The 26,534-nt window shown below is 73.2% G+C and carries 26 protein-coding genes; 13 read left to right on the forward strand and 13 right to left on the reverse strand.

Annotated features, from left to right (window positions below; translation table 11 throughout):
• Positions 1-113 precede the first annotated feature (113 nt).
• The 6 genes from lpdA to ACSNN8_RS37125 all read left to right on the forward strand — a co-directional run bounded on the left by lpdA (position 114) and on the right by ACSNN8_RS37125 (position 7,105).
• Entirely contained in the window at positions 114-1,502 is a 1,389-nt protein-coding gene (gene lpdA, locus ACSNN8_RS37100; RefSeq protein ID WP_436654842.1) for a dihydrolipoyl dehydrogenase, read from the forward strand.
• A 39-nt stretch (positions 1,503-1,541) separates the two neighbouring features.
• Complete coding sequence (gene sucB / locus ACSNN8_RS37105; RefSeq protein WP_436654843.1) at positions 1,542-3,416, forward strand: 2-oxoglutarate dehydrogenase, E2 component, dihydrolipoamide succinyltransferase; 1,875 nt, start codon at positions 1,542-1,544, stop codon at positions 3,414-3,416.
• Positions 3,417-3,498: 82 nt separating this feature from the next.
• Positions 3,499-4,407 (forward strand): TIGR01777 family oxidoreductase, encoded by a 909-nt coding sequence (locus ACSNN8_RS37110; RefSeq protein WP_436654844.1) that lies wholly within the window; start codon positions 3,499-3,501, stop codon positions 4,405-4,407.
• Between the two features lie 31 nt (positions 4,408-4,438).
• Positions 4,439-6,283: a DUF2079 domain-containing protein gene (locus ACSNN8_RS37115; protein WP_436654845.1), complete on the forward strand. Its 1,845-nt coding sequence runs from the start codon at positions 4,439-4,441 to the stop codon at positions 6,281-6,283.
• Positions 6,284-6,305: 22 nt separating this feature from the next.
• The gene (lipB, locus tag ACSNN8_RS37120; protein WP_436654846.1) at positions 6,306-6,941 is read left to right on the forward strand and encodes a lipoyl(octanoyl) transferase LipB; all 636 of its coding nucleotides are present in this window, start codon (positions 6,306-6,308) and stop codon (positions 6,939-6,941) included.
• Positions 6,941-7,105, forward strand: coding sequence for a peptide ABC transporter substrate-binding protein (locus ACSNN8_RS37125; RefSeq protein ID WP_436654847.1), 165 nt, complete (start codon positions 6,941-6,943; stop codon positions 7,103-7,105). Before lipB ends, ACSNN8_RS37125 begins: the two co-directional genes overlap by 1 nt.
• Here ACSNN8_RS37125 and ACSNN8_RS37130 read toward each other — a convergent pair.
• Positions 7,098-8,264: an outer membrane protein assembly factor BamB family protein gene (locus ACSNN8_RS37130; RefSeq protein ID WP_436654848.1), complete on the reverse strand. Its 1,167-nt coding sequence runs from the start codon at positions 8,262-8,264 to the stop codon at positions 7,098-7,100. The two genes, ACSNN8_RS37125 and ACSNN8_RS37130, sit on opposite strands and share 8 nt — an antisense overlap.
• A gap of 43 nt (positions 8,265-8,307) precedes the next feature.
• Here ACSNN8_RS37130 and ACSNN8_RS37135 point away from each other — a divergent pair, with 43 nt between their 5' ends.
• Entirely contained in the window at positions 8,308-9,498 is a 1,191-nt protein-coding gene (locus ACSNN8_RS37135) for an MFS transporter (protein ID WP_436654849.1), read from the forward strand.
• On the opposite strand, the gene aspS is transcribed toward ACSNN8_RS37135, so the two are convergent.
• Positions 9,479-10,744, reverse strand: a complete 1,266-nt coding sequence (aspS, locus tag ACSNN8_RS37140; protein WP_436654850.1) for an aspartate--tRNA(Asn) ligase — start codon at positions 10,742-10,744, stop codon at positions 9,479-9,481. The two genes, ACSNN8_RS37135 and aspS, sit on opposite strands and share 20 nt — an antisense overlap.
• A 383-nt stretch (positions 10,745-11,127) precedes the next feature.
• On the opposite strand from aspS, the gene lipA reads away from it, so the two are divergent.
• Positions 11,128-12,024: a lipoyl synthase gene (gene lipA, locus ACSNN8_RS37145; protein WP_436655575.1), complete on the forward strand. Its 897-nt coding sequence runs from the start codon at positions 11,128-11,130 to the stop codon at positions 12,022-12,024.
• A 75-nt stretch (positions 12,025-12,099) separates the two neighbouring features.
• Positions 12,100-13,125 carry a hypothetical protein gene (locus ACSNN8_RS37150; protein WP_436654851.1) on the forward strand — a complete coding sequence of 342 codons (1,026 nt, stop codon included), beginning with the start codon at positions 12,100-12,102 and terminating at the stop codon, positions 13,123-13,125.
• Between the two features lie 52 nt (positions 13,126-13,177).
• On the opposite strand, the gene ACSNN8_RS37155 is transcribed toward ACSNN8_RS37150, so the two are convergent.
• The 5 genes from ACSNN8_RS37155 to ACSNN8_RS37175 all read right to left on the reverse strand — a co-directional run bounded on the left by ACSNN8_RS37155 (position 13,178) and on the right by ACSNN8_RS37175 (position 18,262).
• Complete coding sequence (locus ACSNN8_RS37155; protein ID WP_436654852.1) at positions 13,178-13,372, reverse strand: hypothetical protein; 195 nt, start codon at positions 13,370-13,372, stop codon at positions 13,178-13,180.
• A gap of 101 nt (positions 13,373-13,473) precedes the next feature.
• Positions 13,474-14,037 carry a pyridoxamine 5'-phosphate oxidase family protein gene (locus tag ACSNN8_RS37160; protein WP_436654853.1) on the reverse strand — a complete coding sequence of 188 codons (564 nt, stop codon included), beginning with the start codon at positions 14,035-14,037 and terminating at the stop codon, positions 13,474-13,476.
• A gap of 16 nt (positions 14,038-14,053) precedes the next feature.
• Entirely contained in the window at positions 14,054-14,824 is a 771-nt protein-coding gene (locus tag ACSNN8_RS37165) for a DUF899 family protein (protein ID WP_436654854.1), read from the reverse strand.
• Positions 14,825-14,895: 71 nt separating this feature from the next.
• On the reverse strand, positions 14,896-17,958 hold the full coding sequence (locus ACSNN8_RS37170) for a helix-turn-helix transcriptional regulator (RefSeq protein WP_436654855.1): 3,063 nt from the start codon (positions 17,956-17,958) through the stop codon (positions 14,896-14,898).
• Between the two features lie 109 nt (positions 17,959-18,067).
• Positions 18,068-18,262, reverse strand: a complete 195-nt coding sequence (locus tag ACSNN8_RS37175) for a hypothetical protein (RefSeq protein ID WP_436654856.1) — start codon at positions 18,260-18,262, stop codon at positions 18,068-18,070.
• 175 nt (positions 18,263-18,437) lie between these two features.
• Here ACSNN8_RS37175 and ACSNN8_RS37180 point away from each other — a divergent pair, with 175 nt between their 5' ends.
• Entirely contained in the window at positions 18,438-19,124 is a 687-nt protein-coding gene (locus ACSNN8_RS37180) for a DUF4191 domain-containing protein (protein ID WP_436654857.1), read from the forward strand.
• Between the two features lie 66 nt (positions 19,125-19,190).
• On the opposite strand, the gene ACSNN8_RS37185 is transcribed toward ACSNN8_RS37180, so the two are convergent.
• Positions 19,191-19,577: an RDD family protein gene (locus ACSNN8_RS37185; protein WP_436654858.1), complete on the reverse strand. Its 387-nt coding sequence runs from the start codon at positions 19,575-19,577 to the stop codon at positions 19,191-19,193.
• A gap of 198 nt (positions 19,578-19,775) precedes the next feature.
• On the opposite strand from ACSNN8_RS37185, the gene glnA reads away from it, so the two are divergent.
• Complete coding sequence (gene glnA, locus ACSNN8_RS37190; RefSeq protein ID WP_436654859.1) at positions 19,776-21,200, forward strand: type I glutamate--ammonia ligase; 1,425 nt, start codon at positions 19,776-19,778, stop codon at positions 21,198-21,200.
• 72 nt (positions 21,201-21,272) lie between these two features.
• Here the strand turns inward: glnA and ACSNN8_RS37195 are convergent, their stop codons facing one another.
• Both ACSNN8_RS37195 and ACSNN8_RS37200 read right to left on the reverse strand, forming a co-directional pair.
• Positions 21,273-21,812 (reverse strand): hypothetical protein, encoded by a 540-nt coding sequence (locus tag ACSNN8_RS37195; protein WP_436654860.1) that lies wholly within the window; start codon positions 21,810-21,812, stop codon positions 21,273-21,275.
• Positions 21,813-21,876: 64 nt separating this feature from the next.
• Positions 21,877-22,464, reverse strand: coding sequence for a sulfotransferase family protein (locus tag ACSNN8_RS37200; RefSeq protein ID WP_436654861.1), 588 nt, complete (start codon positions 22,462-22,464; stop codon positions 21,877-21,879).
• Between the two features lie 52 nt (positions 22,465-22,516).
• Here ACSNN8_RS37200 and ACSNN8_RS37205 point away from each other — a divergent pair, with 52 nt between their 5' ends.
• Positions 22,517-23,443 (forward strand): phosphotransferase family protein, encoded by a 927-nt coding sequence (locus ACSNN8_RS37205; RefSeq protein ID WP_436654862.1) that lies wholly within the window; start codon positions 22,517-22,519, stop codon positions 23,441-23,443.
• A 3-nt stretch (positions 23,444-23,446) separates the two neighbouring features.
• On the opposite strand, the gene ACSNN8_RS37210 is transcribed toward ACSNN8_RS37205, so the two are convergent.
• Together ACSNN8_RS37210 and ACSNN8_RS37215 are read right to left on the reverse strand one after the other, a co-directional pair.
• Positions 23,447-24,058, reverse strand: a complete 612-nt coding sequence (locus ACSNN8_RS37210; protein ID WP_436654863.1) for a hypothetical protein — start codon at positions 24,056-24,058, stop codon at positions 23,447-23,449.
• 35 nt (positions 24,059-24,093) lie between these two features.
• A complete protein-coding gene (locus tag ACSNN8_RS37215) occupies positions 24,094-24,672 on the reverse strand; it encodes a dihydrofolate reductase family protein (protein ID WP_436654864.1) in 579 nt (192 codons plus the stop codon).
• 65 nt (positions 24,673-24,737) lie between these two features.
• On the opposite strand from ACSNN8_RS37215, the gene ACSNN8_RS37220 reads away from it, so the two are divergent.
• Entirely contained in the window at positions 24,738-25,910 is a 1,173-nt protein-coding gene (locus ACSNN8_RS37220; RefSeq protein WP_436655577.1) for an MFS transporter, read from the forward strand.
• 61 nt (positions 25,911-25,971) lie between these two features.
• Here ACSNN8_RS37220 and ACSNN8_RS37225 read toward each other — a convergent pair whose 3' ends face one another.
• A complete protein-coding gene (locus ACSNN8_RS37225) occupies positions 25,972-26,520 on the reverse strand; it encodes a ferrous iron transport protein A (RefSeq protein ID WP_436654865.1) in 549 nt (182 codons plus the stop codon).
• Positions 26,521-26,534 lie beyond the last annotated feature (14 nt).

A 26,534-nucleotide genomic window follows, 5' to 3' on the forward strand; every position in this document is an offset into this window, starting at 1 on the left:
GTGGGGAACCTGACTACATCGATCAGTTCCACAAGTGACAAGATGGCCAGGACATACTGTGACCGTTTCCATTGTGTGACCCGCATGGCAACGACGCGAACACTGGAGTCAACGTGAGCCAGCCGAACGGCGGAACCTTCGACATCGTCATCCTCGGCGCCGGCAGCGGCGGCTACGCGGCCGCCCTGCGCGCGGCCGAGCTCAACCTCTCCGTCGCGCTGATCGACAAGGCCGAGCTGGGCGGCACCTGCCTGCACCGCGGCTGCATCCCGACCAAGGCGCTGCTGCACGCCGCCGAGATCGCCGACCAGACCCGCGAGAGCGAGCAGTTCGGCGTCAAGGCCGACCTGGTCGGCATCGACATGGCCGGTGTCAACGCGTACAAGGACGGCGTGGTGGCGCGCCTCTACAAGGGCCTGCAGGGTCTGCTCAAGCAAGACAAGATCACCGTCGTGAACGGCGCCGGCAAGCTGGTCGGCAAGGACACCGTCGAGGTCGACGGCCAGCGCTACACCGGCCGCAACGTCATCCTGGCGACGGGCTCCTACTCGCGTACGCTCCCGGGTCTCGAGGTCGACGGCAAGCGGGTCATCACCAGCGAGCACGCCCTCAAGCTCGACCGGGTCCCCTCGTCGGCGATCGTGCTCGGCGGCGGCGTCATCGGCGTCGAGTTCGCCAGCGTCTGGAAGTCCTTCGGCGCCGAGGTCACCATCCTCGAGGCGCTCCCCCGCCTGGTCGCGGCCGAGGACGAGGAGATCTCGAAGACGGTCGAGCGCGCGTTCCGCAAGCGCAAGATCAACTTCAAGGTCGGCAAGCCGTTCGAGAAGGTCGAGCACACCGACAACGGCGTGCGCGCCACGATCGCCGGCGGCGAGACCGTCGAGGCCGAGGTGCTGCTGGTCGCGGTCGGCCGCGGCCCGTCGACGGCGAACCTCGGGTACGAGGAGCAGGGCATCACGCTCGACCGGGGCTTCGTCATCACCAACGAGCGGCTGCACACCGGCGTCGGCAACATCTACGCCGTGGGCGACATCGTGCCCGGCCTGCAGCTCGCGCACCGCGGCTTCCAGCAGGGCATCTTCGTCGCCGAGGAGATCGCGGGCCTGAAGCCGGCCCCGATCGACGAGGCGGGCATCCCGCGGGTCACCTACTCCGACCCGGAGATCGCGTCGGTGGGCCTGACCGAGACCCGGGCCAAGGAGCAGTACGGCGCGGACAAGGTCTCGACGTACAACTACAACCTCGGTGGCAACGGCAAGAGCCAGATCCTCAAGACGGCCGGCTTCGTCAAGCTCGTGCGGCTCAACGACGGCCCCGTCCTGGGCGTGCACATGGTCGGCGCGCGGATGGGAGAGCTGGTCGGCGAGGCTCAGTTGATCTACAACTGGGAGGCGTTCCCGGAAGAGGTCGCCCAGCTGGTCCACGCCCACCCGACGCAGAACGAGGCGCTCGGCGAGGCGTTCCTGGCCCTGTCCGGCAAGCCCCTGCACGCACACAGCTGATTCTCTCGTCGTAACGAAGCGGACAAGGAGTTCTGAGACATGCCGGTATCGGTCACCATGCCGCGGCTCGGTGAGAGCGTCACCGAGGGCACCGTCACTCGCTGGCTGAAGCAGGAGGGCGAGCGGGTGGAGGCCGACGAGCCGCTGCTCGAGGTCTCCACCGACAAGGTCGACACCGAGATCCCGTCGCCGGCCGCGGGCGTGCTCACCCGCATCGTCGTCGGCGAGGACGAGACGGCCGACGTCGGCAGCGAGCTCGCGGTCATCGCGGGCGACGGCGAGGACGCCGGCTCCGCGGAGCCGGCTCCCGCGCAGCAGCAGGCGGAGCCCGAGCCTCCCGCGCCGGCCACTCCCTCGACGGAGAAGCCGGTCGAGCAGGAGGCCCCGGCCCCGCAGCCGCAGGCCGCCGCGCCGTCGGGCGGCCAGGGCACCGCGGTGAAGATGCCGGCGCTGGGCGAGAGCGTCACCGAGGGCACCGTCACCCGCTGGCTCAAGCAGGTCGGCGAGTCGGTCGAGGTCGACGAGCCGCTGCTCGAGGTCTCCACCGACAAGGTCGACACCGAGATCCCGTCGCCGGTCGCGGGCACGCTGCTCGAGATCAAGGTGCAGGAGGACGAGACCGCGGACGTCGGCGCGGACTTGGCGATCGTCGGTTCCGCCGACGCCGCCCCGGCCCCCGCCGAGGAGAAGCCCGCCCCCGCCCCGCAGCAGGCCGCGGCGCCGAAGCAGGAGCAGGAGCCCGCGGCGCCCAAGCAGGAGCAGGAGCCCACGCCGCCGCAGCAGCAGGAGGCCCCGAAGATCGAGTCGGCCCCGGCGCCGGACCTCTCGCCGGTCGGCGACTCGTACGCCAGCCCGGCGCCCGAGGCCGAGACGGCCCAGGACCCGGTCGCGGCCGAGCGCGCCGCCGAGCCGCCCGCGCCGACCCAGCCGCGCACCGAGAAGGCGAGCCCGAACGGCGCCGGCGACGCCGGTTACGTCACCCCGCTGGTGCGCAAGCTCGCCGCCGAGAAGGGCGTCGACCTGTCGACGCTGACCGGCACCGGCGTCGGCGGCCGCATCCGCAAGCAGGACGTCACCGACGCCGCCGAGAAGGCCGCCGCCGCCGCCAAGGCCGCCCCGGCCCCCGCCGCGGCGGCTCCCGCCCCGCAGAAGGCGGCGCCGGCCGCGGCGAAGCCGGCGCCCAGCCCGCTGCGCGGCCGCACCGAGAAGCTGACCCGCACCCGGGCGACGATCGCCCGCCGGATGGTCGAGTCGCTGCAGATCTCGGCGCAGCTCACCACGGTCGTCGAGGTCGACGTCACCCGCATCGCGCAGCTGCGCAACCGGGCCAAGGCCGACTTCCAGGCCAAGCACGGCGTGAAGCTGAGCTTCCTGCCGTTCTTCGCGCTGGCCGCGGTCGAGGCGCTGCAGCAGCACCCGGTGGTCAACTCCTCGATCGACCTCGAGGCGGGCACGGTCACCTACCACGACGCCGAGCACCTGGGCATCGCGGTGGACACCCCCAAGGGCCTGATCGTTCCGGTGATCAAGGACGCCGGCGACCTGAACCTGGCCGGCCTGGCCAAGCGGATCGCCGACGTCGCCGACCGCACCCGGAACAACAAGATCGGGCCGGACGAGATCTCGGGCGGCACGTTCACGCTGACCAACACGGGCAGCCGGGGCGCGCTGTTCGACACGCCGATCATCAACCAGCCGCAGGTCGGCATCCTGGGCACCGGCGGCGTCGTCAAGCGCGCCGTGGTCGTCGACGACCCCGAGCTGGGCGAGGTCATCGTGCCGCGCTCGATGGTCTACCTGGCGCTGAGCTACGACCACCGGATCGTGGACGGCGCCGACGCCGCCCGCTTCCTGGTGACGCTCAAGGAGCGCCTCGAGGGCGGCCACTTCGAGGGCGATCTCGGCATCGCCTGAGCACTGCGACAGGGAGCACATCGGCCTCGCCGGTGTGCTCCCTTCGTTTTGAACGGGTTCATTTCTGGGCATGATGAAAACCATGCGGATTCTGATGTCCGGGGCCTCCGGCTTCCTCGGCACGCGTCTGGCGGACCGGCTGCGCGGCAGCGGCCACGAGGTGACCCGGCTGGTGCGCCGGGCCGCGCAGGCGAACGACGAGGCGACCTGGCAACCCGCGCAGGGGCAGATCGACCCGCAGGTGGTCGCGGCCGCCGACGTGGTGATCAACCTGTCCGGCGCCAACGTCGGCGGCCGCCGCTGGACGGCCGGCTACAAGAGCACGCTGCGCTCGAGCCGGGTCGACACCACCGGCACGCTCGCCCGGGCCATCCGCAAGCTGCCCGAGGCCGACCGCCCGCACACGCTGCTCCAGGCCTCCGCCGTCGGCTGGTACGGCGACACCGGCGACACCGCGGTCACCGAGGAGGCGCCCGCGGGCAGGACGTTCCTGGCCGACCTGTGCCGCGTCTGGGAGGCTGCCGCCCGTCCCGCCGAGGACGCCGGCACCCGCGTGGTGCTGCTGCGCACCGGCCTGACCGTCGAGAGCCTGCTCAAGCCGCTGCTGCCGCTGTTCAAGCTGGGCGGCGGCGCCAAGCTCGGTGGCGGCAGGCAGTGGATGGCGTGGACCAGCCTGCCCGACTGGCTGGGCGCGGCCGAGTTCCTGCTCGAGCGCGAGGACGTCTCCGGCCCGGTCAACATCGTCGGGCCCGAGCAGGTCACCAACGCCCAGTTCACCAAGGCGGTCGCGGCCGCCGTGCACCGCCCGGCCCTGCTGACCGTGCCCAGCCCGGCGCTGCACCTGGCGCTCGGCGAGCTGGCCGGCGAGTCGCTGCGCAGCCAGCGGGTCGTGCCGGCGGTGCTGGAACGGACCGGTTTCCGCTGGACGCACCCCACGATCGAGGCAGCGGTGCAGGCCGCCGCCGGACGCCCGGCCGCGGCATCGCGCTGAGCTCCCATCCCGGCTTGCTAACCTGCGGCTGATGTCCGTCGTCGTTCCCGCCCCCGCGTCCTCCGCAGATCAGCCGGCACCACCCGACGCCCGAGCGGCGACGCGGCGGTGGCGCGCGCATCTGTCCATGGCCCTCGCCGCGCTGCTGCTGGGCGTCTACGTCGTCAGCCGGCTCTGGCAGGACCCGTTCCAGCACGCCGTCGGCGACAACGTGGGCGACCAGGCGTTCTTCGAGTGGGTGCTGGCCTACGGCGTGCACCTGGTCCAGCACGGCGGCGACCCGTTCTTCACCGACCTGATGAACGTGCCCGACGGCGTCAACCTGGCCGCGAACACGTCGATCACCGTGTACTCGATCCTGTTCGCGCCGCTGACCATGCTGGCCGGGCCGCAGATCTCGTTCCTGACGATCCTCACGCTCAACCTCGCCGGCTCGGCGTTCGCCTGGTATCTGTTCCTCGGCCGCTGGGTGACCCGCAACCGCGCCGCGGCCGCCCTGGCCGGCCTGTTCTGCGGCTTCGCGCCGGGCTTCATCTCGCACGCCAACGGCCACCTCAACTGGACCTCGGGCTGGATCGCGCCGGTGGTGCTGTGGCAGCTGTTCCGGATGCGCGACACGAAGCGCTGGCTGCGCCACGGGCTGCTGCTGGGTGTGCTGCTGGCGCTCGGCTTCTCGATCGCGGCGGAGGGGTTGTTCTTCACCGCGCTGGCGGGCGGGACCTTCGTGGTCGCGTGGGGGCTCGCCCGGGTCAACCGGGCCGAGGCGCGAGCCGCGCTGCCGAAGTTCGCGGCCGGGCTCGGGGTCACCGCCGTCGTGGCGGGCGCGCTGCTGGCGTACCCGCTCTACATGCACTTCGCGGGGCCGCAGACCTTCAAGGGCACGGGCTTCAACCAGCGCCACTACTCCGAGGACCTGATCTCGTACTTCGCATTCGCGGAGCGGTCGCTGGGCAGCTGGGCGGGCTTCGACAACGACTTCGCGGCGAACCCCACCGAGGAGACGAGCTTCTTCGGCGTACCGATGATGCTCTTGATCGTCGCCTCGCTGGTCATGCTGTGGCGGCGCGCGGACGAGCGGCGGCGCGCGACCCTGCGGGCCCTGATGGTCACCGGCGGGCTGTTCCTGCTGGTCTCGCTCGGCCCGCGGCTGCGGCTCGCCGGGCACGAGACCGACATCCCCCTGCTGTACGGAATCCTGCAGCACCTGCCGTTGTTCGACTCCGCGCTGCCGGCCCGCTTCGCGCTCGTGCTGGTCGGCGTGTTCGGGGTGATCCTCGCGATGGCCACCGACCAGGCCTCGGGCCACTCGCGTCCGCTGTTCGCGATGGGCCTGGTGATCGCGCTGGTGCCGATCTTCCCGCTGCCGTTGCACTACCGGCACCGCGCCCCGGAGCCGCGGTTCATCGCCGACGGCACGTGGAAGCGCTACGTGAACGACGGCGGGGTGATCAGCGCGCTGCCGTTCGCGATCAACGTGGCCGCGGACGGGCAGCGGTGGCAGGCGTACACGATGGCGCGCGGCGGTGAGCTGTTCCGCATCCCCGACGGCTACTTCCTCGGGCCGGACGTCGAGGGGGCCGAGGGCAAGGGCCGCATCGGCGCGCGGCCGCGGGCCACCGACTGGATGTTCCTGCGTGCCGCCCTGTACGGCTATCTCGCCGACCTGGACAACGCGGACCGCGCCACCGCGCGCGCCGACTTCCAGCGCTGGGACGTCCGGGCGCTGTTCCTGCCCGACGACATCACCGGCCCGCAGGGCCCGCTGTTCCGCTCGGCCCTCGAGATCACCGCGACCGACCTGCTGGGCGAGCCCGAGCGCGTGGACGACGTGCTGGTGTGGCGCATCCGTCCCGGAGTGGATCCTGTCGACCGGTAGGGAGAGGACTACCGTGGAGGCCGTGACAACTTCCACGCTCACCGTCCTGCGACCCGGCCTGGTCGACTATCGCGAGGCCTGGGACGAGCAGCGGCGCCTGCACGAAGCCGTGGCGGACGGCACCCGGCCCGACACCGTGCTGCTGCTGGAGCACCCCAGCGTGCTCACGGCCGGCAAGCGCACCGAGCCGGCCGACCTGCCGATCGACGGCACCCCCGTGGTCCAGGTCGACCGCGGCGGCAAGATCACCTGGCACGGCCCCGGCCAGCTGGTCGGCTATCCGATCCTGCGGCTGCACGACCCGATCGACGTGGTCGCCTACGTGCGCCGCACCGAGCAGATGCTGATCGACGTGTGCGCCGAGTTCGGCGTCACGGCGGCCCGCTCGGACATCAAGGGCCGCAGCGGCGCCTGGGTCCTCGCCGACGACCGCGGCCCCGACCGCAAGATCGCGGCGATCGGCATCCGGGTCGCGCGCGGCGTCACCCAGCACGGGTTCGCCATCAACTGCGACTGCGACCTGGCGAACTTCGACCGGTTCACGCCGTGCGGCATCCGCGACGCCGGCGTCACGTCGCTCTCGGCCGAGCTGGGCCGCCCGGTGACCGTGGCCGAGGTGCTGCCGGTCGTGGAGAAGCACCTCACTACCCTGCTCTGATGGCTCTCTATCGCGACCCGGCCGACAAGCGCGTCTTCGTGCCCAAGCGGGGCGGCGGGGTGGCGCTGAACTTCGGCCACCCCATCGCCTGGGTCATCCTGATCTGCACCACGATCATCCCGTTCGCGATCGTGGCGGTCATGACCTACCTGGTGCTCAGCTGACCCGCCACACGGTCGTCGTGCCGCCCGCCGTCGGGCACGCCAGGTAGTCCCCGGCGGCGGCGCAGGCGCTCGGTGGCGTCACCGGCGGCAGCGTCCCGCGGACCCGGCCGGTGCGATCGACCACCCAGGTGCGCGCGCCGTCGGCGTAGAGCAGCACGTCGCCCACCGGGGTCGCGGCGCCGAAGTCGCGCTCGACCCGCCCGGACGCAAGGTCGAGCCGGGTCACGTCGCCGTCCGATCCGACCAGGATGTCGCCGGCGGTGGTGGGGTCGCGCCGGCCCGCGCGGTTCCAGCGGATCGCGCCGGTGGCGGCGTCGAGCACGGTGAGCCCGGTCTGCTCGGCCGACGCGCAGATCAGCCCGGTCCCGCACCGGCGCACGTCGAACGGCGTGGCCGTGCGCGTGAGCCACAGCCGCGCGAGCCCGTCGACCCGGAACGCGGCGACGAAGTCCGGGCCGTACACGACCAGCCGGTCGCCGTCGACCAGCGCGGACGCGGCGGGCGACGGGAAGCCCACGCCCCAGCGCAGTCCGAGGCTGCGGCGGGAGGTGACCGTACGCCCGTCGGCCGCCGCGTGAACCGCCGCGCCGCCGTCCGGGTCGAACACGACGACGTACGTGCCGTCGCTGGTGAACGCCGCGGCCGCGAGCGACCACAGCCCGCGGCCGGTGGTCAGGTCGCGCATCGCGAGGATGCCGGAGTCGGGGCTCCACACGGCCACCCGGTCGCCGAGCACCTGGATCACCGGATAGCCCCGCACCTGCCACCGCGTCCGGCCGGTGCGCGCGTCGACGAAGGCGGCCACTCCGGTGTCGTACGCCTCGACCACCAGCGTCCCGCCGGCGGGCGTCACGCTTTGCGCGGGGACCGTCTCGACCGTCCACGCCGGACCTCCGTCGACCAGCGGCCGCGCCTCGAGCGTGGCGGAGAGCCCGTCGGTGCGGACGGTGTAGAACGCCGTCGCGGTCAGCAGGGTGGCGGGCGCGGTGCCGACGACGGTCGTGAGCACCGGCACGAGCGCTGGCTCCGGCGAGGGCGCCGCCGCGCCGCCGATCAGCAGGAGCAGCCCGGCCACCAGCGCGACCAGCGCGTACGGGATCGCCCTGCGGCGTCCCGCCCGCCGCGGCGCAGGGGGTGCCACGTCGAGGTCGATGAGCACAGACGGACTTTAGCCGCGCGGGCCGCTGGGTAGGTGATAGATCATGACTGATGGCTCCCGCCGGCCGTTGCCGCCGTTGCTGCTCAGCGTGCTGGTGCTGGGCATCGCCGACTCCATGATCGGCCCCTACCTGGTGCTGTTCGGCGCGAACGAGGCGGACCTGTCGCCGTTGCGGGTGGGCGTCTTCCTCTCGCTGATCTCGGCGAGCGGGCTCGTGGTCAGCACGTGGCTGGGCCGCCGCTACGACCGGGCGCCGAGCCGGTGGCCGGCCCTGGTCGCCGTGCTGGCGCCCGCGGCGGGCTACCTGACGCTGACGACCACCACGTCGTACCCCCTGCTGCTGATCGTCGGTGTCGGGCTGCTCGGGGCGGGGATGGCCGCGTTCCCGCAGCTGTTCAGCCTCGCCCGGACGCACCTGGACCGGGCCGGCGGCGCCGCGGCCGACCGCGGCACCCCGGCGCTGCGCTCGGTCTGGTCGCTGGCCTGGGCGCTCGGTCCCGTGGCGGGCGCGGCGCTGCTGGCCGCGGGCGGCTACGACCGGCTGATGCAGGCGACGGCCCTCGCCTTCGTGCTGGTCGCCGTCTCCCTGGTGCTGCTGGGCGCCACCCGCGGCGCCGAGCGGCACGTCGCCCCCGACGCCGGCGGCGAGCCGGCGGGATGGCGGCCGGGGCGCACGATGCTGCTGGTGGCGGCCGGGTTCACGCTGTTCCACACCGCGATGCTCGCCGGCTCGGTGGTGCTGCCGCTGTTCGTGACCCGCACGCTCGGGCGCCCCGAGGGCGACGTCGGCCTGCTGTTCAGCGTCTGCGCCTTCGTCGAGATCCCCGCCGCGCTGGCCACCATGCTGCTCCCCCGCCGCAGCCCCAAGCGGATCGTCATCGTGAGCGCGATGGCGCTGCTGGCCCTGTTCTTCGTGCTGACCGCGGTGAGCACCGGCATGCCGCTGCTGATCGCCGCCCAGGTGGTGCGCGGCATCGCGCTGTCGGTGGCCGGCGCGCTGGGCATCACGTACGTGCAGGACCTGGCGCCCGAGGCCACCGGCCGGGCGACCACGCTGTTCGCCAACACGCTCACCGCCGGCTCGCTGATCTCCGGCGTCCTGGCGGGCGCGACGGCGCAGGCCCTCGGCGAGCGCCCCGCGCTGCTGGTCTGTGGCGCGCTGGCGCTGGGCGGCGGCGCGCTGCTGGTGGCAGCGCGCCGCCGGACCGGCGTGGCTACGGCGTCACGCGGTTGAGGTCGCGCGGGAAGGCGGTCACCTCGCGGACGTTGGCCGCTCCGGTCAGGCGCGCCACGAAGCGTTCGAGCCCGATCGCCCACCCGCCGTGCGGCGGCATGCCGTAGCGGAACCCGTCGAGATAACCCGCGTACGGCTCCAGCGGCTCGCCGGCCCGGGTCAGAGCGTCCACATAGTCCTCGTGGCGGTGCAGCCGCTGACCGCCGGTGACGATCTCGAGCCCGCGGAACAGCAGGTCGAAACCGTTCGAGTACGCCGGGTCGGCCGGGTCGGGATGCGTGTAGAACGGCCGCTTGCGCATCGGATAGCCGGTCACGTAGACGAACTCGGAACCGTGCTCGCGCAGCGCCCACTCCCCCAGCGCCCGCTCGTCGGCCGGCGCCAGGTCGGGCTCCTCGGCGGCCGCGCCGGCGATGCGCAGCGCCTCGGTGAAGTGCACGGCGGGGATCTCGGACGGCACCTCCGGCGTCGCGAACCCGGCCTGCTCGGCGATGCCGGCCATCATGACGCCGAGCGTGCGGGTGAGCGCGGCCATCACGTCGCGGTGGTCGCCGACGAAGCCCATCTCGGCGTCGAGCGACGTGTACTGCGCCAGGTGGCGCACGGTGTCGCTGGGCTCGGCGCGGAACACCGGCCCGATCTCGAAGACCCGCTCGAAGACGCCGACCATGAGCTGCTTGTAGAACTGCGGCGACTGCGCGAGGTAGGCGGTGCGTCCGAAGTAGTCCAGGGCGAACACGTTGGCGCCGGTCTCGGTCGCCGACGCGACGATCTTCGGCGTCTGGATCTCGACGAACCGCTGTTCGGTCAGCGCCGTACGGAAACCGGCCGTCGCAGCCGCCGCGATCCGCAGGGCCGTGCGCCGCGCCGGGTGCCGCAGCGCCAGCGCCGCGTGGTCGAGCTGGGTGGGCAGGGTCGCCCCGAGGGCCGGGCGGTGCAGCTCGAAGGGCAGCGGCGCGGCGGCCGCGGACAGCACGCGGATCGCCGGCTCGGTGAGCTCGACGCCGCCGGGCGCCTGCTCGTTGAGCGTGACCGTGGCGGTGACCTCGACGACGCTCTCCTCGGTGAGCTCCTCGAGCCGGGCGCGGGCCTGCGTGGAGGCGACGACGACCTGGCTGAGCCCCTCGGCGTCGCGGACGATCAGGAAGGCCACCGACTTGAGCAGCCGGCGGCGGTGGACCCACCCGGCGATCGTCACGGACTCGCCGGCGTGCGCCGCGAGCTGGGTGGAGAGGATGCGTTGCATGGCGTGTGACCTCCTCGGAAAGCTGCAACGCGGCCCCAGGGAGGTGTGGGCGAGCGGGATCCTCGCGGTGCCACCACACCTTCACGCCGATGTCGGCGCCTCTTGTCGTGCTGCGGCTCGGGAGTGTCTTCGCGCCCCGGCGCACGGGCCACCTTCCCAGCGACTGGTGGCTCTCTCGGCCGGCGGTGTCGGGGCGGTACTCGGTTCCGTCTTCGCCGTTTCGGCACGTTAACGCCGGACGTCCGGGACGCAAAACCAAATTAACCCGTACGCTGTGGCGGCGGTCACACCACGTGTCACGTGAGCCTCGTCGCCCCTGTCTAGGCGGCGGCCTATTCAGGCGTAACCTCGACCCTGTGACTATTGCTCCCGAGGGCCGCCGCATGCTGCGCATCGAAGCGCGCAACGCCGAAACTCCCATCGAGCGGAAGCCTCCGTGGATCAAGGTCAAAGCCAAGATGGGGCCGGAATACACCCGGATGCGCGGCCTGGTGCAGAAGGAAGGCCTGCACACGGTCTGCCAGGAGGCCGGGTGTCCCAACATCTACGAGTGCTGGGAGGACCGCGAGGCCACGTTCCTCATCGGCGGCGACCAGTGCACCCGGCGCTGTGACTTCTGTCAGATCGACACCGGCAAGCCCGCCGAGTTCGACGCCGACGAGCCCCGCCGCGTGGGCGAGTCTGTGGCCACGATGGGCCTCAAGTACGCGACCGTGACCGGCGTGGCCCGCGACGACCTGCCCGACGGCGGCGCGTGGCTCTACGCCGAGACCGTCCGCCAGATCCACAAGCTCCAGCCCGGCTGCGGCGTCGAGCTGCTGATCCCCGACTTCAACGGCGACGCCGAGCAGCTCGCCGAGGTGTTCGGGTCCGCGCCCGAGGTGCTGGCGCACAACGTCGAGACCGTGCCGCGCATCTTCAAGCGCATCCGGCCCGGCTTCCGCTACGAGCGCTCGCTCGACGTGATCACCCAGGCCCGCGCGGCCGATCTGGTCACCAAGAGCAACCTGATCCTCGGCATGGGCGAGGAGCGCGCCGAGATCTCCCAGGCGCTGCGCGACCTGCACAACGCCGGCTGCGAGCTGGTCACCATCACGCAGTACCTGCGCCCCACCCCGCGGCACCACCCCGTCGAGCGGTGGGTCAAGCCGGAGGAGTTCGTCGAGCTGCGCGAGGAGGCCGAGCAGATCGGCTTCGCCGGCGTCATGAGCGGCCCGCTGGTCCGGTCGTCCTACCGCGCCGGGCGCCTCTACCGGCAGGCCCTCGAGGCCCGCGGCTGACTCAAGCCTGTCACGTGATGCCCCGGCTCCGCGCCGGGGCATCGCCGTTTCCGCGCTCCCCCTCACAGATCCGACATGTTGGTCGATGTGGGAGATGTGGCCCGACTTCAGCTCCTGCTCGCCGCCGCGGTGACGGTCCTCGCGACGCCGGCCGCGCCCGTCGCCGCGCCGGCCGCTGAATCGTGCGTCGCCGCGTCCGCCGCGAGCTACCGGCACACGTTCGACGGCAACTCCGGAAAGGCGACGATCTCGGCCGTACGCCCGCTGTGCGGCGGCCAGAGCCAGGCGTTCGCGTTGATCGCGTACACGGCCGGCGCCCCCACCGGCAACGCGGGCGGGTTCGTCTATGCGAAGGACAGCGCGACGATCACCTCGAGCACCCGCAGCGTGAGCCTCGACGTCGTCGTCCCGCCCTGCTACGCGCAGGTCGACGCGATCCTCGGCGCCGGTCTGCTCCACGAGGTCACCGACGGCGCCAACCCGTACGGCCCGGCCCTGCTCGGGGCCCCGGGCAGCCGCTCCTCCGGCCGGAGCGCCCATTACCGCGGCGGCGCCACCGACTGCTCCCCCGCTCCCCGGGTCACCTTCGCCAGCGCGTGCGACGGCTCCTTCACCGCCACCCTCGAGAACGCCGCGAGCGCGAACGTCAGCGCCGCGTTCCTGGTCGACGGCCGCCTGATGCGCCTGGCGCCCGGCCGATCGGCCACCGTCGACGGCCCCGCGGGCGGGCCCTTCACGATCCGCGACAGCAGCTTCACGACGTACGTCGGAAACTGGCGCCCGCCCGCGACCGGTTGCGGCACCGTGCCCACCCAGCCGGTCTCCGCCCCCGCCACGGTTGCCACCGAGCCGCTGGCCGACGCGCCGTCCTCGGTTCCGGCCTCGGTCGGCGCCGGCACGGCCGCCACCGCCACCGCGACCACCGACGCGCCCGTGGCCGTCCACCTGACCCCGTCGCCCACCACCCAGGCCGGGGCGGCCTCCGCCGGCAAACCCATGAGCACCGGCAGCGTGCTCGCCATCATCGCCGGCGTGCTCCTCATCGGCGGCGGCATCGTCCTGCTCGTCCGGGTGCTCAAGTCCCTGCGCGACCCGGCCTAGCGTCCGCCGCCCGGCGGGAGGACGGCCCGGCGGGAGGACGGCCCGGCGGCGGTCACCGGCGCTTGCCGCGGCGCGGATGCTCCGTCGTCGCGATGGGGCTTCCGCCACCCACCAGTCGCGCGGCTCCGCGGGCCAGTCCCTGGGTCGGCCACCACGTCTTCATGAACAGGTGGCCGTTCGCGTAACGGCCCTCGGCCCACCAGCCGAAGTGGCGACCCGGATGCATCTTCATCTGCCGACCGCTCACCGTTCCTCCCCTGCTCGGCGGGTTCCCCTTCTGACGCTACGCCGCACGTGGGGCCGCCGATGTGCCACTTTCGGCCGGGCCTGCGTCCTGCCGCGCGCCTGTCAACGGTCGCGGGCCGGGGCGGGATCGAACGTCCAGCGCGTCGGGTCGAGCTGGTCGTCGGTGGGGAAGCCGTAGGCGCGCGCGGGAACGAGCTCGAAGACCTGGTACGGCGGTCCGCCCGAGGTGGGTGCGCCGCCGTCGGCGTCCAGCTGGTCGCCGGCGACCACGGTGGGCCAGCCGAAGACCTCGTGCAGCGTGCGCGAGGCGAGCGCGAGCCGCTCGGGGGTGGTCACGCGGCCGGAGCGGCCCTCGACCACCAGGTGCAGCGGGCCCAGGTCGGCGCTGATCGCGGCCGCCGGGTGGCGGGCCAGGTGACGAGTCTTGGCGGCGCCTTCCTTGGAGACGAAGAAGAACGACGACTCCGCCCAGGCAGCGAAGATCGGCCGCACGTGCGGGGCGGCGCCGTCGCGGGCGGCGACGCCGAGCCAGAACGGGCCCACCTCGCCGCCGCGCAGGCGGGCGCACACCTGCGTCCAGTCGGCCAGCGGCAGCGAGCCGTCGTAGCCGGGCGGCTTCGTGCGTCCCCGGCGCGGGATGCGCCGGGCTTCGGGCGTACGGGTCACGGCGAACTCCCGGAGGTCAGTGGTGGGCGCCCTGCCGGCCGAGGGTCTGCTCGGGCGTCGCGCCGGGGCGGGTCCACTGGGGCACGGGCCGGCTGGTCGGCCCCCAGTCGGCGTTGCCGTCGGCGTCGGACCGCCAGTACCAGCAGGCGTGGCGGCCCTCGGGCCAGCCGGCGGGCTTGTCCTCCCACGCTTCGCCGCGGCCGTACGGGGTCATGTCGAGCAGGGCGAACGAGCCCTCGGCGGGTTCGGTGCCGCGGCCGGTCGTGGAGTACGTCAGGAACACGCGGTCGCCGTCGCGCAGGAAGCAGGCGAGGTAGCCCATCGCGCCACCGACCGGCTCGGGCACGTCGCGCACCGAGTACCAGGGCTGGGTGTAGCCCATGAACGCGACGAAGGGAGCCACCTCGGCCCACCGGCCCGTGGTCACGATGGCGAGCGAGACGCCGCGCGCGTTGAGGTAGACCGCGTCCCTCAGGTGCCAGGCCGCGTTGGTGCAGCCCTCGCACTGGCCCTGGTGCGGGGCGCCGTCGTACCACATGTGCTTGTAGACGACGAGCTCGTCGCGGCCCTGGAACAGGCTCACGAACGGGACCGGGCCGTCGGGCCCGACCACCTCGACGCCCCCGTCGACCTCCACCATCGGCAGGCGGCGGCGGGCCGCGGCGATGGCGTCGCCCTCGCGGGTGTGCGCCTTCTCGCGGATCAGCAGCTCGTCGCGGGCGGCCTGCCAGGTGGCCAGGTCGACGACGGGCGGGCGGCCGGCCGGGGCGCTCGACTGGATGGTCATGGTGTCCTCCGTGGGGTGGGTTCGATGCCACTCACCCCATGCAGACCCGCCGACCGGGCGGAAGTCATCGCTCACCCCTCGATCAGTCCCAGCCGGCGCGCCACCGCGGCGGCCTCGCCGCGGTTGGACACCTGCAGCTTGGCGATTATGCGCGAGACGTGGACGCTCGCCGTCTTGGGCGAGATGTAGAGGTCGCGCGCGATGCGGCTGTTGGTGTGGCCCTCGGCAACCAGGCGCAGAACCTCGCGCTCGCGGGCGGTCAGCACGTCGTCGCGGTCGGCGGACGGCGTCGCCTGCCGGATGCCCAGCCGGCGCGCCAGCGTGCCGGCGGCCGCGATCAGCGGGGTGGCGCCGAGGGCCTCGGCGATCGCGACGGCCTCGGCGATCGCCTCCGCCGGGTCGGCGAGCGCGCCGGTCCCGGAGCGCCCCGCCCTCTGCTCGTCCTCGACACCGCCGGTGCCGGGATGACCGCCGGTGCCGGGATGACCGCCGGTGCCGGGATGACCGGCGGCGCCGGCCGCGCCGGGACGGCCGGGAGCGCGGACGGTGTCGAGACCGCCGGCCGCGTCGGGACGGGCGGAGGCGCGGGCGGCGTCGGAGCGTTCCGCGACGCGGGCGCCGGCCTGCGCCTCGGCCAGGCTCAGCAGCGCGCACGCCAGCTCGTGACGGTGGCCGTCGGCACGCCAGGCCCGGACGGCGGCCTGCCAGCGGGCCTCGCCGCCCTGCAGGACCGCGGCCGTCTGGGCGGCGAAGGCCACCTCGGGCGGATAGCGCTGCGGCAGGCGGGCCGCCGCGGCCTGCACCGCGGCGGTCAGGGCGGGGTCCCCGGCCCGGACGGCGGCGGGGGCGGCGTGCGAGACGATCAGCCAGGCGTAGCGGGGCAGCAGCGACAGGCCGCCGTCGGCCAGAGCGGCGCGGACGGCCTCGGCGGCGACACCGGGATCGGGGTCGTGGTGGGCGGCCAGCACGCGCAGGTCGAGGGTGGCCAGGCGGGCCTCGGTGGTCAGATAGGGGCGGCGCAGGAAGTCGACCGCCCGCGCCACCAGCGCCTGCGCGTCCTCGCGGCCGCGGGCCAGGCGCAGCAGGGCCCGCAGCCGCAGCCACGGCAGCGCCATCGTGCCGGGCGGATCGAGACGGGCGGCCTCGGCCAGGCGGGCGTCGGCCTCGTCCCAGCGGCCCAGCGCCATCAGCGCCTCGGCGTAGTTGGCCAGCAGGGTCACGCCGGTCGTGCGGCCGACACCGACCCGGCCCGCGTCGAGCAGGCCCTCGGCGGCCGCCGCGGCCGACTCCTCGTAGCGGCCCAGCTCGAACAGCGTGTCCGAGACGTTGACCAGCCCGCGGGTGAGGGCGGGCAGGTCGCCCGCGGCCCGGGCACGGGCGACCACGTCGCGGGCGACGGGCAGCGCGTCGGTGGCCAGGATGCGGCCGGCGCAGGTGGAGCCCAGCGCCACCTCGGCGGTCACGAGAGCGGCGAGGTCGCCCTGCTCGGCGGCGTCGGCCAGGGCGACGCGGGCCACCTCGGCGGCGCGGTCGGGGTCGAGGCCGGCGAGCTGGTGCGCCACGTCGGCCAGCAGGCGCACCCGGTCGGAGCCGTGCGGGGCGGAGGCGAGCAGGCGGAACGCCTCTTCGCACTCGGCCCGGCCGTCGGACTTGCCCGCGGTGCGCAGCAGTTTGGCCCGGCGCACGAGCAGGCGGCCCGCGCGCAGCGGCTCGCCCTCGGTGTCGAGGTCGCAGAGGGCCGCGCGGGTCAGGCTGAGCGCCCGCGAGTGCTCGCCCGAGTCGATCGCCGCCAGCGCCGACTCCTCGAGCAGGTCGAGGTGGCTCAGGCCCAGCAGCGTCGCGGCGTCGGGCACCTCCTCCCAGAGCTGCAGCACGCGGTCGAGCAGCCGCGCCTGTTCCCCGTACGCGAAGCGGCGCCCGGCCTCGTCGGCGGCGATCTTCGCGGTGACCAGCGCGCGCGGGTGGTCGCGGGCGGCGTGCCAGTGGTGGGCGATCTCGGCCGCGGCGCGGCCGGCCGCGACCAGGTGCGGCTCGGCCTCGACGGCGCGGGCGTAGCGCGCGTGCAGCCGGGCGTGCTCGCCGGGCAGCAGGTCGTCGTGCACGGCCTCGCGCACGAGGGCGTGGCGGAACTCGTAGCCGCCCTCGGCCTCGACGACCACGACCAGCTGGGCGGCCACGATCGCGCGCAGCGCAGACTCGAGGGCGGCGTCGTCCATGCCGGCGACGCGGGCGAGCAGCTCGTGGCCGAAGCGCGTGCCGCCCACGGCGGCGACCCGTAGCACCCGCTGGGCCGGCTCGGGCAGCTGGTCGACGCGGGCGAGCAGCAGATCGCGCAGCGTGGCGGGAATGTCGCCGCAGGCCGGGTCGGCGGAGGCGGCGAACTGCTCGATGAAGAACGGGATGCCCTGGGCGCGATCGGTGATCGTGTCGACCGTGTGCGGGTCCGGCTCGGCGCCCATCAGGTGGGCGAGCAGCTCGGCGGTGGCCTCGCGGTCGAGCCGGTCGAGCTCCAGGCGCAGCACCCCGCGCACCCGGTCGAGCTCGCCGAGGAAGGGCCGCAGCGGGTGCCCGCGGTGCAGCTCGTCGGTGCGGTAGGTGACGATCAGCAGCAGCCGCGGCAGCCGGACCGCGCGCACCAGGAACCCGATCAGATCGCGGGTGGAGCGGTCGGCCCAGTGCAGGTCCTCGAGGACGAGCACCAGCGGCTGCTCGCTGCTGAGCCGGCCCAGCAGCGCGGCGACCGCCTCGAACAGCAGGCCGCGCAGCGCCTCGCCCTCGGGCGCCGGGCCCAGCTCGGGCAGCAGGCGGGCGAGCTCGTGCTCGTGGCCGTCGAGCACGGCCCGGCCCTCGGCGCGCAGCAGCTCGCGCAGCGCGCCCGCGAACGGCGCGAAGGGCAGCCCCTCCTCGCCCAGCTCGAGGCACTGGCCCGCGAGCACCCGCACGGGCTCGCCCGCCAGGCCGCGGCAGAACTCCTCGACCAGGCGGGTCTTGCCCACCCCGGCCTCGCCCCCGACCAGCACGGTCGACGGCTCGGCGCTGCGGGCCCGCTTGAGCGCGTCGCGCAGCACGGCGAGGTCGGCCTCGCGGCCGACGATGACCTCGCTGTGCGCATGCACCGCCATGGGATCGAGCATGCCATGGGGGTACGACAGGAACCGCCCGCCGAGGCCGGCGCTCATGCGGCGGTTCCGGCCGCAGGCCCCCGTGCGCCTGCGGCCGTCGCTGCGGTTGCGGTCCGGTCGTTCATGCCACTGCTGCGGCCGGTGCGGGCTGCTCGGCGCGGGCCCGGCGAGGCCAGCGGCCGAAGCGGCGTGCCCGGGCCGGCCCGGTCTCGCGCGCCTCGCGCGCCAGCCGGCGGGCGGCGGCGTGGGCGGTCAGCTCGGCGACGTGCTGCCGGTGCAGCTCCAGCACGGTCTGCGGGTCGTTGTACGGGAACATCGGTTTCTCCTCGCGGGTCGGTCGTTCGACGCCTTCGACTCTTCGCGTGAAGGACCCCGCCGCGCATGGGGAAGCCGCCCCATATTGAGGCGTACGGAACCCCCGGTAAGTAGGTAAGGAGCCTGCGCCCGCCCGGCCCACGACGGACCACGGCGTCCCACTACACTTTCGAGTTATGGCAAAACCCGAGGAGAAGGTGTCGTTCGGCACGCGCCTGAAGCAGATCGGTCAGGTGTTCTCGTTCACCGCGAAGCAGGACAAATGGTTCGTCCCGCTGCTCATCGCGGCGGTGCTGATCCCGCTCGCGCTCACCGTTCTCCTGGTGATCCTCTTCGGCTGGATCTACCTGCCGATCGGCATCCTGGTCACGCTGCTGGCCGCCGTGATCGTGCTCAACCTGCGCTCCAACGCCGCGATGATGAACGCGGCCGAGGGCCAGCCCGGCGCCGCGGCCTCGCTGATGGAGAACATGCGCGGTGACTGGCGGGTGCGCCCGGCGGCCGCCTCGACGACCCAGCTCGACATGGTGCACGTGGTGATCGGCCGCCCCGGCGTGATCCTGCTGGCCGAGGGCAACCCGCAGCGCGTGCGCGGCCTGCTCGGCCAGGAGAAGCGGCGGCTGTCCAAGGTCATCGGCAACGCGCCGCTCTACGACTACGTGATCGGCTCCGACGACGGCCAGCTGCCGGTGCGCAAGCTGCGCACGACGATGATGCGGCTGCCGCGCAACCTCACCGGCAAGGACGTCAACGCCCTCGACAAGCGCCTCGCCGCGCTGATGGCCCGCCCGCAGATGCCCAAGGGCGCGATCCCCAAGAACATGCGCCCGAGCAAGGGCATGCGCCAGCAGCGCCCGCGCTGAGCGGGCCGGAAAATCAAGGTCAACGGCTTTCCGACGTACGCCGGGAAGCCGTTGACCTTTTCGCGGTCAGGCCCGCTGCACCATGACCGAGCGGGCGGCGCGATCGTGCAGGCCCCGGCCGTCACCGTCGTTGATCACCGCCGGGATGACCAGCGCCAGCAGCAGGGCCCGGACGATCGCGCGGGGCAGGCCGACCGCGCCGCCATCCACGATGGAGACGCAACGGATGCGGGCCACCGCCATGCCGAGCGTCTGTCCGAAAAGGCCCACGAAGAACGCGTGCGCGAGCACGAAGACGCCCAGCTGGGGCCACGGGTTGGCGCGCAGATCGTCGACGAGCAGGCTGGCGATGACCGTCGCGACCGCCCAGTCGACCAGCAGCGCGCCGAACCGCCGGCCGAACGACGCCGGTTGCGTCCCGGCTGCGGCCTGGGGACTGCTGGGGCTCGCCATGGGTCCAGCGTAACCGGCACGCGGGCCGCGGCTTCGCGGTAGCCTCCCCTTGATCGCGAACGAATCACAGGGTCCGTAACACGACGGAAACAATAGGGATACGCCCGGGCAACTCCGGCCCCATAGCGTCGCGACCAGCCTAGCCATGCGGCGGACGTGTGCCGCCCCGGTATCGAAATACTTGTGCCAGGAGGACGTGTGTTCGCCAATCCCGAGGAACTCCTGCGATACCTCAAGGACGAGGACGTCAAGTTCGTCGACGTACGGTTCTGTGACCTGCCCGGCGTGATGCAGCACTTCAACATGCCGGTCGAGTCGTTCGACGACAGCGTCGTCACCGACGGCCTCGCCTTCGACGGATCCTCGATCCGCGGGTTCCAGGCCATCCACGAGTCCGACATGATGCTGCTGCCGGACGTCACCACGGCCTTCATCGACCCGTTCCGCATCCAGAAGACGCTGGCGCTGAACTTCTTCATCCACGACCCGTTCACCCGCGAGCCCTACTCGCGTGACCCGCGCAACGTGGCGAAGAAGGCCGAGACGTACCTGGCCTCCAGCGGCATCGCCGACACCGCGTACTTCGGCGCCGAGGCGGAGTTCTACATCTTCGACTCGATCCGCCACTCCACCAGCGCCAACGAGTCCTTCTACTACATCGACTCGATCGAGGGCGCCTGGAACTCCGGCAAGGAGGAGCCGGGCGGCAACCGCGGCTACAAGACCGCGTACAAGGGTGGCTACTTCCCCGTCGCGCCGCTCGACCACTACAGCGACCTGCGCGACGCCATGGTGCGCCGCCTGATCGACGTCGGCTTCACCGTCGAGCGCTCGCACCACGAGGTCGGCACCGCCGGCCAGGGCGAGATCAACTACAAGTTCTCGACGCTGCTGCACGCCGGCGACCAGATGCAGATGTTCAAGTACATCATCAAGAACACCGCCTGGGAGCACGGCAAGACCGCGACGTTCATGCCGAAGCCGCTGTTCGGCGACAACGGCTCGGGCATGCACACCCACCAGAGCCTCTGGCTGAACGGCGAGCCGCTGTTCTACGACGAGACCGGGTACGCCGGCCTGTCGGACACGGCCCGCTGGTACATCGGCGGCCTGCTGCACCACGCGCCCAGCCTGCTGGCCTTCACCAACCCGACGGTCAACTCGTACCGCCGCCTGGTGCCCGGCTACGAGGCCCCGGTCAACCTGGTCTACTCGCAGCGCAACCGCTCGGCCTGCACCCGCATCCCGGTGACGGGCAGCAACCCGAAGGCCAAGCGCGTCGAGTTCCGCGTGCCCGACCCGTCCTCGAACCCGTACCTGGCGTTCTCGGCCCAGATGATGGCGGGCCTCGACGGCATCAAGAACAAGATCGAGCCCCCGGCGCCGATCGACAAGGACCTGTACGACCTGCCGCCCGAGGAGTGGGGCAGCGTCAAGCAGGTGCCGGGCTCGCTCGACGCGGTGCTCAACAGCCTCGAGGCCGACCACGAGTTCCTGACCGCCGGCGGCGTCTTCACCGACGACCTGATCTCGACGTGGATCGACTGGAAGCGGACGAACGAGATCGACCCCGTCCGCCTGCGCCCGACCCCGCACGAGTTCGAGATGTACTACAACGTCTGACCCTTCCCGGAACGGCGGTCACGCCCGGCTCCCAGCCGACGTGGCCGCCGTTTCGCGTCTGCCGAGGATCGCCTACGCGAGCCCTCGGGCGGGAAGTTGGGCGGTGAACGCCGGGCTGACGTCGGTCACCTGCACCGCTGAGCCGTCGGCGGTGGCGGCGGCCCGGGCGAGCCGCGGCAGGCCGGCTCGGCGTAGCGGCAGGGGTGAGAGCAGGACGGCGGCGAGGCCGAGCAGAATCGGCACGAGCGGCAGGTGGTTGGGGCCGTCATCGACGGCTCCGGCGACGAGACCCGCGATCATTGCGAGCACGCCGCCGAAGAAGAGCACACCGGCGAGGGTCGACGCGATGGTGCGCCGGCGGACGCATGAGCGGCACAAGGGCCATCCGCTCACCTTCACGAGCTTGACCTGGCAGGCGTACTCCTCGGCCCGGTTCAGCGAGGTGTAGCCGGGCTGGAAGGCCCGCTTGCGTGAGCTGGTCCTCGGGTGGGAGCGGACCGCGAACGTCGCCCGGCGTACCGCGGGCTCGCCATGCTTGACGCACCGGTCGGGCAGGGGCGGCTCCTCGGCGAGCCAGCCGGCCGCGATGGCAACGGTTGTCGGTGTCGGCACGCGGACCCCCTGCATTCGGCGACGTGGGGCGACCAACCGGCGTCAGGGTACTCAGGACATGCGCTCACGGCCGCTGGTTGAGGTGGGGGAAGGGCTCGTCCGGCTCGGGGACGCGGAGGGCTCGGCACAAGGGAGCCCAGCCCTGGTCCGCTGTCCAGACGGTCAGGCGGTGCGGCGGGCACGTGTCCCGCACGTACTGGTTGTGACGACGGAAGCAGGCGATCGCGTGGTCGCGGTCGCGCACGCGGTCCCAGCCGCCGAAGTCGACGTTCCAGACCTGTTGCAGCACCCTGGCAACGGGTGGCGGCGCGATGGTGGAGCCGGGCGCGGTCCATTGGTGGATGGTTGCGCGCACGCTGTCGTACCAGCCGTCGGGGTCGCGCACCGACAGGACGATCGGCGCCTCGGGCCAGAGCCGCGCGTAGGTCTCCCACTGCCAGCTGCCCAGCCAGTCGACGATCGAGTGCCAGCCGGCCAGCGCGGCGGCCCAGACGACATCCGCGCCGTCGTGGTGGGCGTTCCACACGTCGGCGAGCTCCGGATGGGCCCACAGGGTCTGCATCTGCAGGCACGGTCCCGCACCCAGCCGTTCCAGTGCCTTGGCCAGCGACGTGGTGCCCGTCCGGCCCCAGCCCGCACCGATCGTCCGCATCGGAGAATGCTCCCACGACCCACCGGCATCGACGGCCGACTAGATTGCGGGGATGGACCTCTCGCGTCTCGGCACGCCGATCGGGCCGAGGGTGCGGGTCCACGGCGGGTTCGCCAACCGGATGTACCGGCTCGACACCGACCGGGGATCGTTCGCGGTCAAGGAGCTCAACGTCCTCGATCGTCGCTCGGTGTACCGCGCCGGGGACGTGTTCCGGTTCGAGCGGGCGGCCTTCGCCGCGGGCATCCCGATGCCGGAGCCGATCGCGGCCGACGGCCACACGCTCGTCCACCGGTGGGTCGAGGGCGACAAGGTGCCCGAGGAACCCGTGTCGCCGGCGTACGCGTGCGAGATCGGGGAGATTCTCGCGCGCATCCATGCGCTCGACGTCGCGTGGACGCCCACCACCGAGGAGCCGGTGTCACGGGACTGGCCGGAGCTCGCCGAGCGTTCCCGGGCGACCGGGCAGCCTTGGGCCGGCGAGCTCGCCTCGCGGGTCGAGACGTTCCTCGCCATCGCCCGCTTCGTCGGCACCTGCGAACGCCCGGGCCCCGTCGTGCTGACCCACCGGGACATCCAGCCGTGGAACCTGCTCGCCCGGGCGGGCCGGCCGGTGGTGCTCGACTGGGAGCTCTCGGGGCTGCTCGACCTGTCCGGGGAGCTCGGCTCGACGGCGCTGAGCCTCGCGAAGGGGCCGGGCTTCGACGACATCGAGCCCGCGGTCTTCCGCTCGGTGCTCGACGGCTACGTCGCGGCGGGCGGGAAGCTGCCACCGCCGGGCCCGAGCTGGTTCGTGTTCATGGTCGGCGGCTGGCTGGGGCACACCCGGTGGAACATTCTCCGCTGCCTCGCGGGCGTCGAGGCCGGCACCGGTCCCGACCTCGCGCTGTCGCACGAGTCCGTGCGCAACGGACTGCGGGGCCTGCCCGACCTGTTCGGCCGGCTTCCCGCGCTCGAGGCGCTGCTCGACCGGCGGTGACCGTCAGGCGAGCCGGGCCAGCGACGCGCGGGTGCTGTCGATCAGCGCCGTGGTGACCGACTCGAGGTCGTCGCAGGGCCGCGAGGCCAGATCGCCGTACGCGACGATTTGGCTCAGCACCGTCACGTTCGAGTCGAGCACGCGCAGCTGCACGGAACAGCCGGTCACCGAGCCGACGCCGGCCTCCTCGGTGGTCACGCGAGCGGACCGGCCGAGGCCGTCCACCTCGCGGGCGCCGTCGTCCTCGCTGGTCTGCCCCTGCCAGGACCACCACGCCGCCAGGGCGTTGTCGAAGAAGGTCACCGACAGGCCCCCGCCGCCGGCGCGCAGGCCGCCGGGTTCGAGGACGGGGTAGCGGCAGACGCCGGGCACCGTGGACTTCTGCGGCTCGGGCGCGGGGACGCCGAGGCGGGCGGTGATCGCCGCCAGGTCCAGCGCGGCGCAGACGTCGGACTTCGAGTACCGGCTCTCCCGCCCGGCGTTCACGGTGGCGATCACGATGCCGGCGACCGCCAGGACGGTCAGCAGGCTGAGGCTCCCGCCGAGCCAGGCCGGCCAGAGCCTCGGCCGGCGCGGTCGCGGCGGATCCCAGAGCGGTGGCGGTGCATCGATCACCGCGACAACGTACGGCATCGCCGCCAGGAGCTGTCCTAAGCCGACGCGCGGTAGCGGAGGACGACCACGCCGCTCGTGCCGACCGGGGAGGCGTCCAGCAGGGTGAGGTGCCGCGGGTCGAACGGGCCCGCGGTCAGCGGGATGCCGCCTCCGGCCAGGACGGGGTTGAGCTTGATGACGTACTCGTCGATCTCGGACCGCACGGCGCCGGCGAACGTGCCGCCGCCGCACAGCCAGATGTCCCTGCCGGGGCCTTGCTTGAGCTCGCGCACATACGGCACGGGATCGTCGGCCACCACGGTCACCGCCGGGTCGACCGCGGGATCCAGGGTGCGCGAGAAGACGTACTGGTCGAGGTGGGCGTACGGGCTGGTGATGCCGACGCGCAGGGCAGGCTCGTACGTGCCGCGGCCCATCACGACGGCGCCGAAGGCCTGGTGGGGCGTGGTGATGCCGAGCTGGTCGCGCAGCGCCGTGGGGAGGGTCTCGGGATAGTGCGCGCCGATGTGGGCGATGAGGTCGTCGTGCAGCGGACCGAAGAAGTCCCACGTGCCGTCGGGCGCGGCGATGAACCCGTCGAGTGTGGACGCTACGTAGTACACGAGCTTTCGCATCCCAGCAATCTACGGCGACGGTCGTTTTTGTCGTACGGGTTGGGCACACTCGCCGGGTGACTGTGATGCGCACGGGAACGGGCAGTGTCGTGGCGTTGGGAGCCCTGATGCTGGCCGCCTTCTCCTATCTGACGGTGGAGCTGCTGCCTGTCGGGCTGCTCCCGTCGATCGCCCGGGACGTCGGCGTCTCGCTGCCGGCCGCCGGGCTGCTCGTGACCGGCTACGGCCTGACCGTCGCCGTCGCCTCGTTGCCGCTCACCCACCTGCTGCGGCGGATACCGCGCCGCTACCTGCTGTCCGGCCTCCTGGCCGTGTTCGTGGCCGCGACCTGCGTGTCGGTCACCGGCGGCTACGGGGTGCTGTTCGGCGCCCGCGTGGCGACCGCGCTGTCCCAGTCGGTGTTCTGGTCGGTCGTCGCGCCGGCCGCGGCCGCGCTGTTCGCGCCCGGGGTGCGCGGGCGGGTGACCGCGGCCGTGTTCGGCGGAGCCTCGCTGGGCGGCGTGCTCGGCGTGCCGGGCGCCACCTGGCTCGGCCAGCAGACCAGCTGGCGGGTGGCCTTCCTCGCGGTCGCCGGGCTGGGGCTGCTGTCGCTGGCCGGCGTCGCGCTCCTGCTGCCGGCCACCTCGCCGGAGGAGGGACACGCCGCCACCGGATCCGCTCCCGACACCTTCCGCTACCGGCTCATCGTCGTCGCGACCGCGGTCGCGGTCACCGGCGTGTACGCCGCCTACACCTACATCGCGCCGTTCCTCACGGACGTCAGCGGCTTCACGGCCCGCAGTGTCAGCGTCCTGCTGCTGATCTACGGCGTCGCCGGCCTCGGCGGCGTCGCGGCCAGCGGCGTCCTGGCCGACCGCGCCCCCCGCGCCGCCACACTGGCGCCCGTCGCGATCCTGGCGGCGGCCCTGCTGGGGCTCCACCTGTTCGGCACCGCCCGAGCCGTGACGGTCGCGCTGGTGGCGTTGTGGGGCTTCGCGATGCCGCAGATCCCCACGACGTTCCAGAGCCGGGTGCTGCAGGTGGCGCCCGGGAACACCGACATCGCCTCGGCCGTGCTCTCGGCCATGTTCAACCTCGGCATCGCCGCCGGCGCCTTCGTCGGCGGCCTGCTGCTGTCCGGGGTCGGCGTGCGGAGCACCTACCTCGCCGCCGCGCTGCTGCTCACCGTGGCGCTGCTCATCCTGCTCCGCGAACCGGTCCCCGGCTCGCGCCGCGACACGAGCCGGCTTCGGTCCTGAGCGCCCGCGCGGCCGGCCCGGCCGGGAGTGCGACGACGCGCGCGGGCGGCCGATCACGCGGTCAGCGGTCGGTGTACCAGGCCGGGGCGGCGCGGTCGTCGGGCACCAGCGTGAAACCGTCGGGAGTGGACAGCCGGGGCGGGCGGTGGGAGGCCCACACGACCACCAGGCGGCCGTGCTCGGGCACCAGCAGCTCGCGCCGGTCCGCGACCCGCACGACGGTCACGCCGGGGCCGGCCAGAACCTCGGCGGAGCGGACCCACGGCGTACGCCGGGAATCGCGCCGGACCGACGCGCCGCCCCGCGTGGCGAGGGCGCCCGGCGCGACGGCGTCCCGCTCGGCTCGGAACGCCTCGGCCGTCCAGGGATCGTGCGACGAGGCGCCGCCGCCACCGAGGACGTGCCACGCCCCGGAGCGGTGGCGTTCGAGCAGGTGCGTCTCGTCCCAGAAGCAGGCGACACCCCGGCGGACGAACCGGGTGGCCGCGACGTCGCCGTCGACGTCCACGGCGAGCGGCGCGAAACGTCGCCGCCGGCTCAGCCGGACCGGTCCGCCGGGCAGGCCGTGCTCGATCAGCCGCAGGCTCTCCGCCTGCGCGTCGTACGCCATCAGAAGACGATAGG

Source organism: Actinoplanes sp. URMC 104, assembly GCF_051386375.1.
Lineage (GTDB): Bacteria > Actinomycetota > Actinomycetes > Mycobacteriales > Micromonosporaceae > Actinoplanes.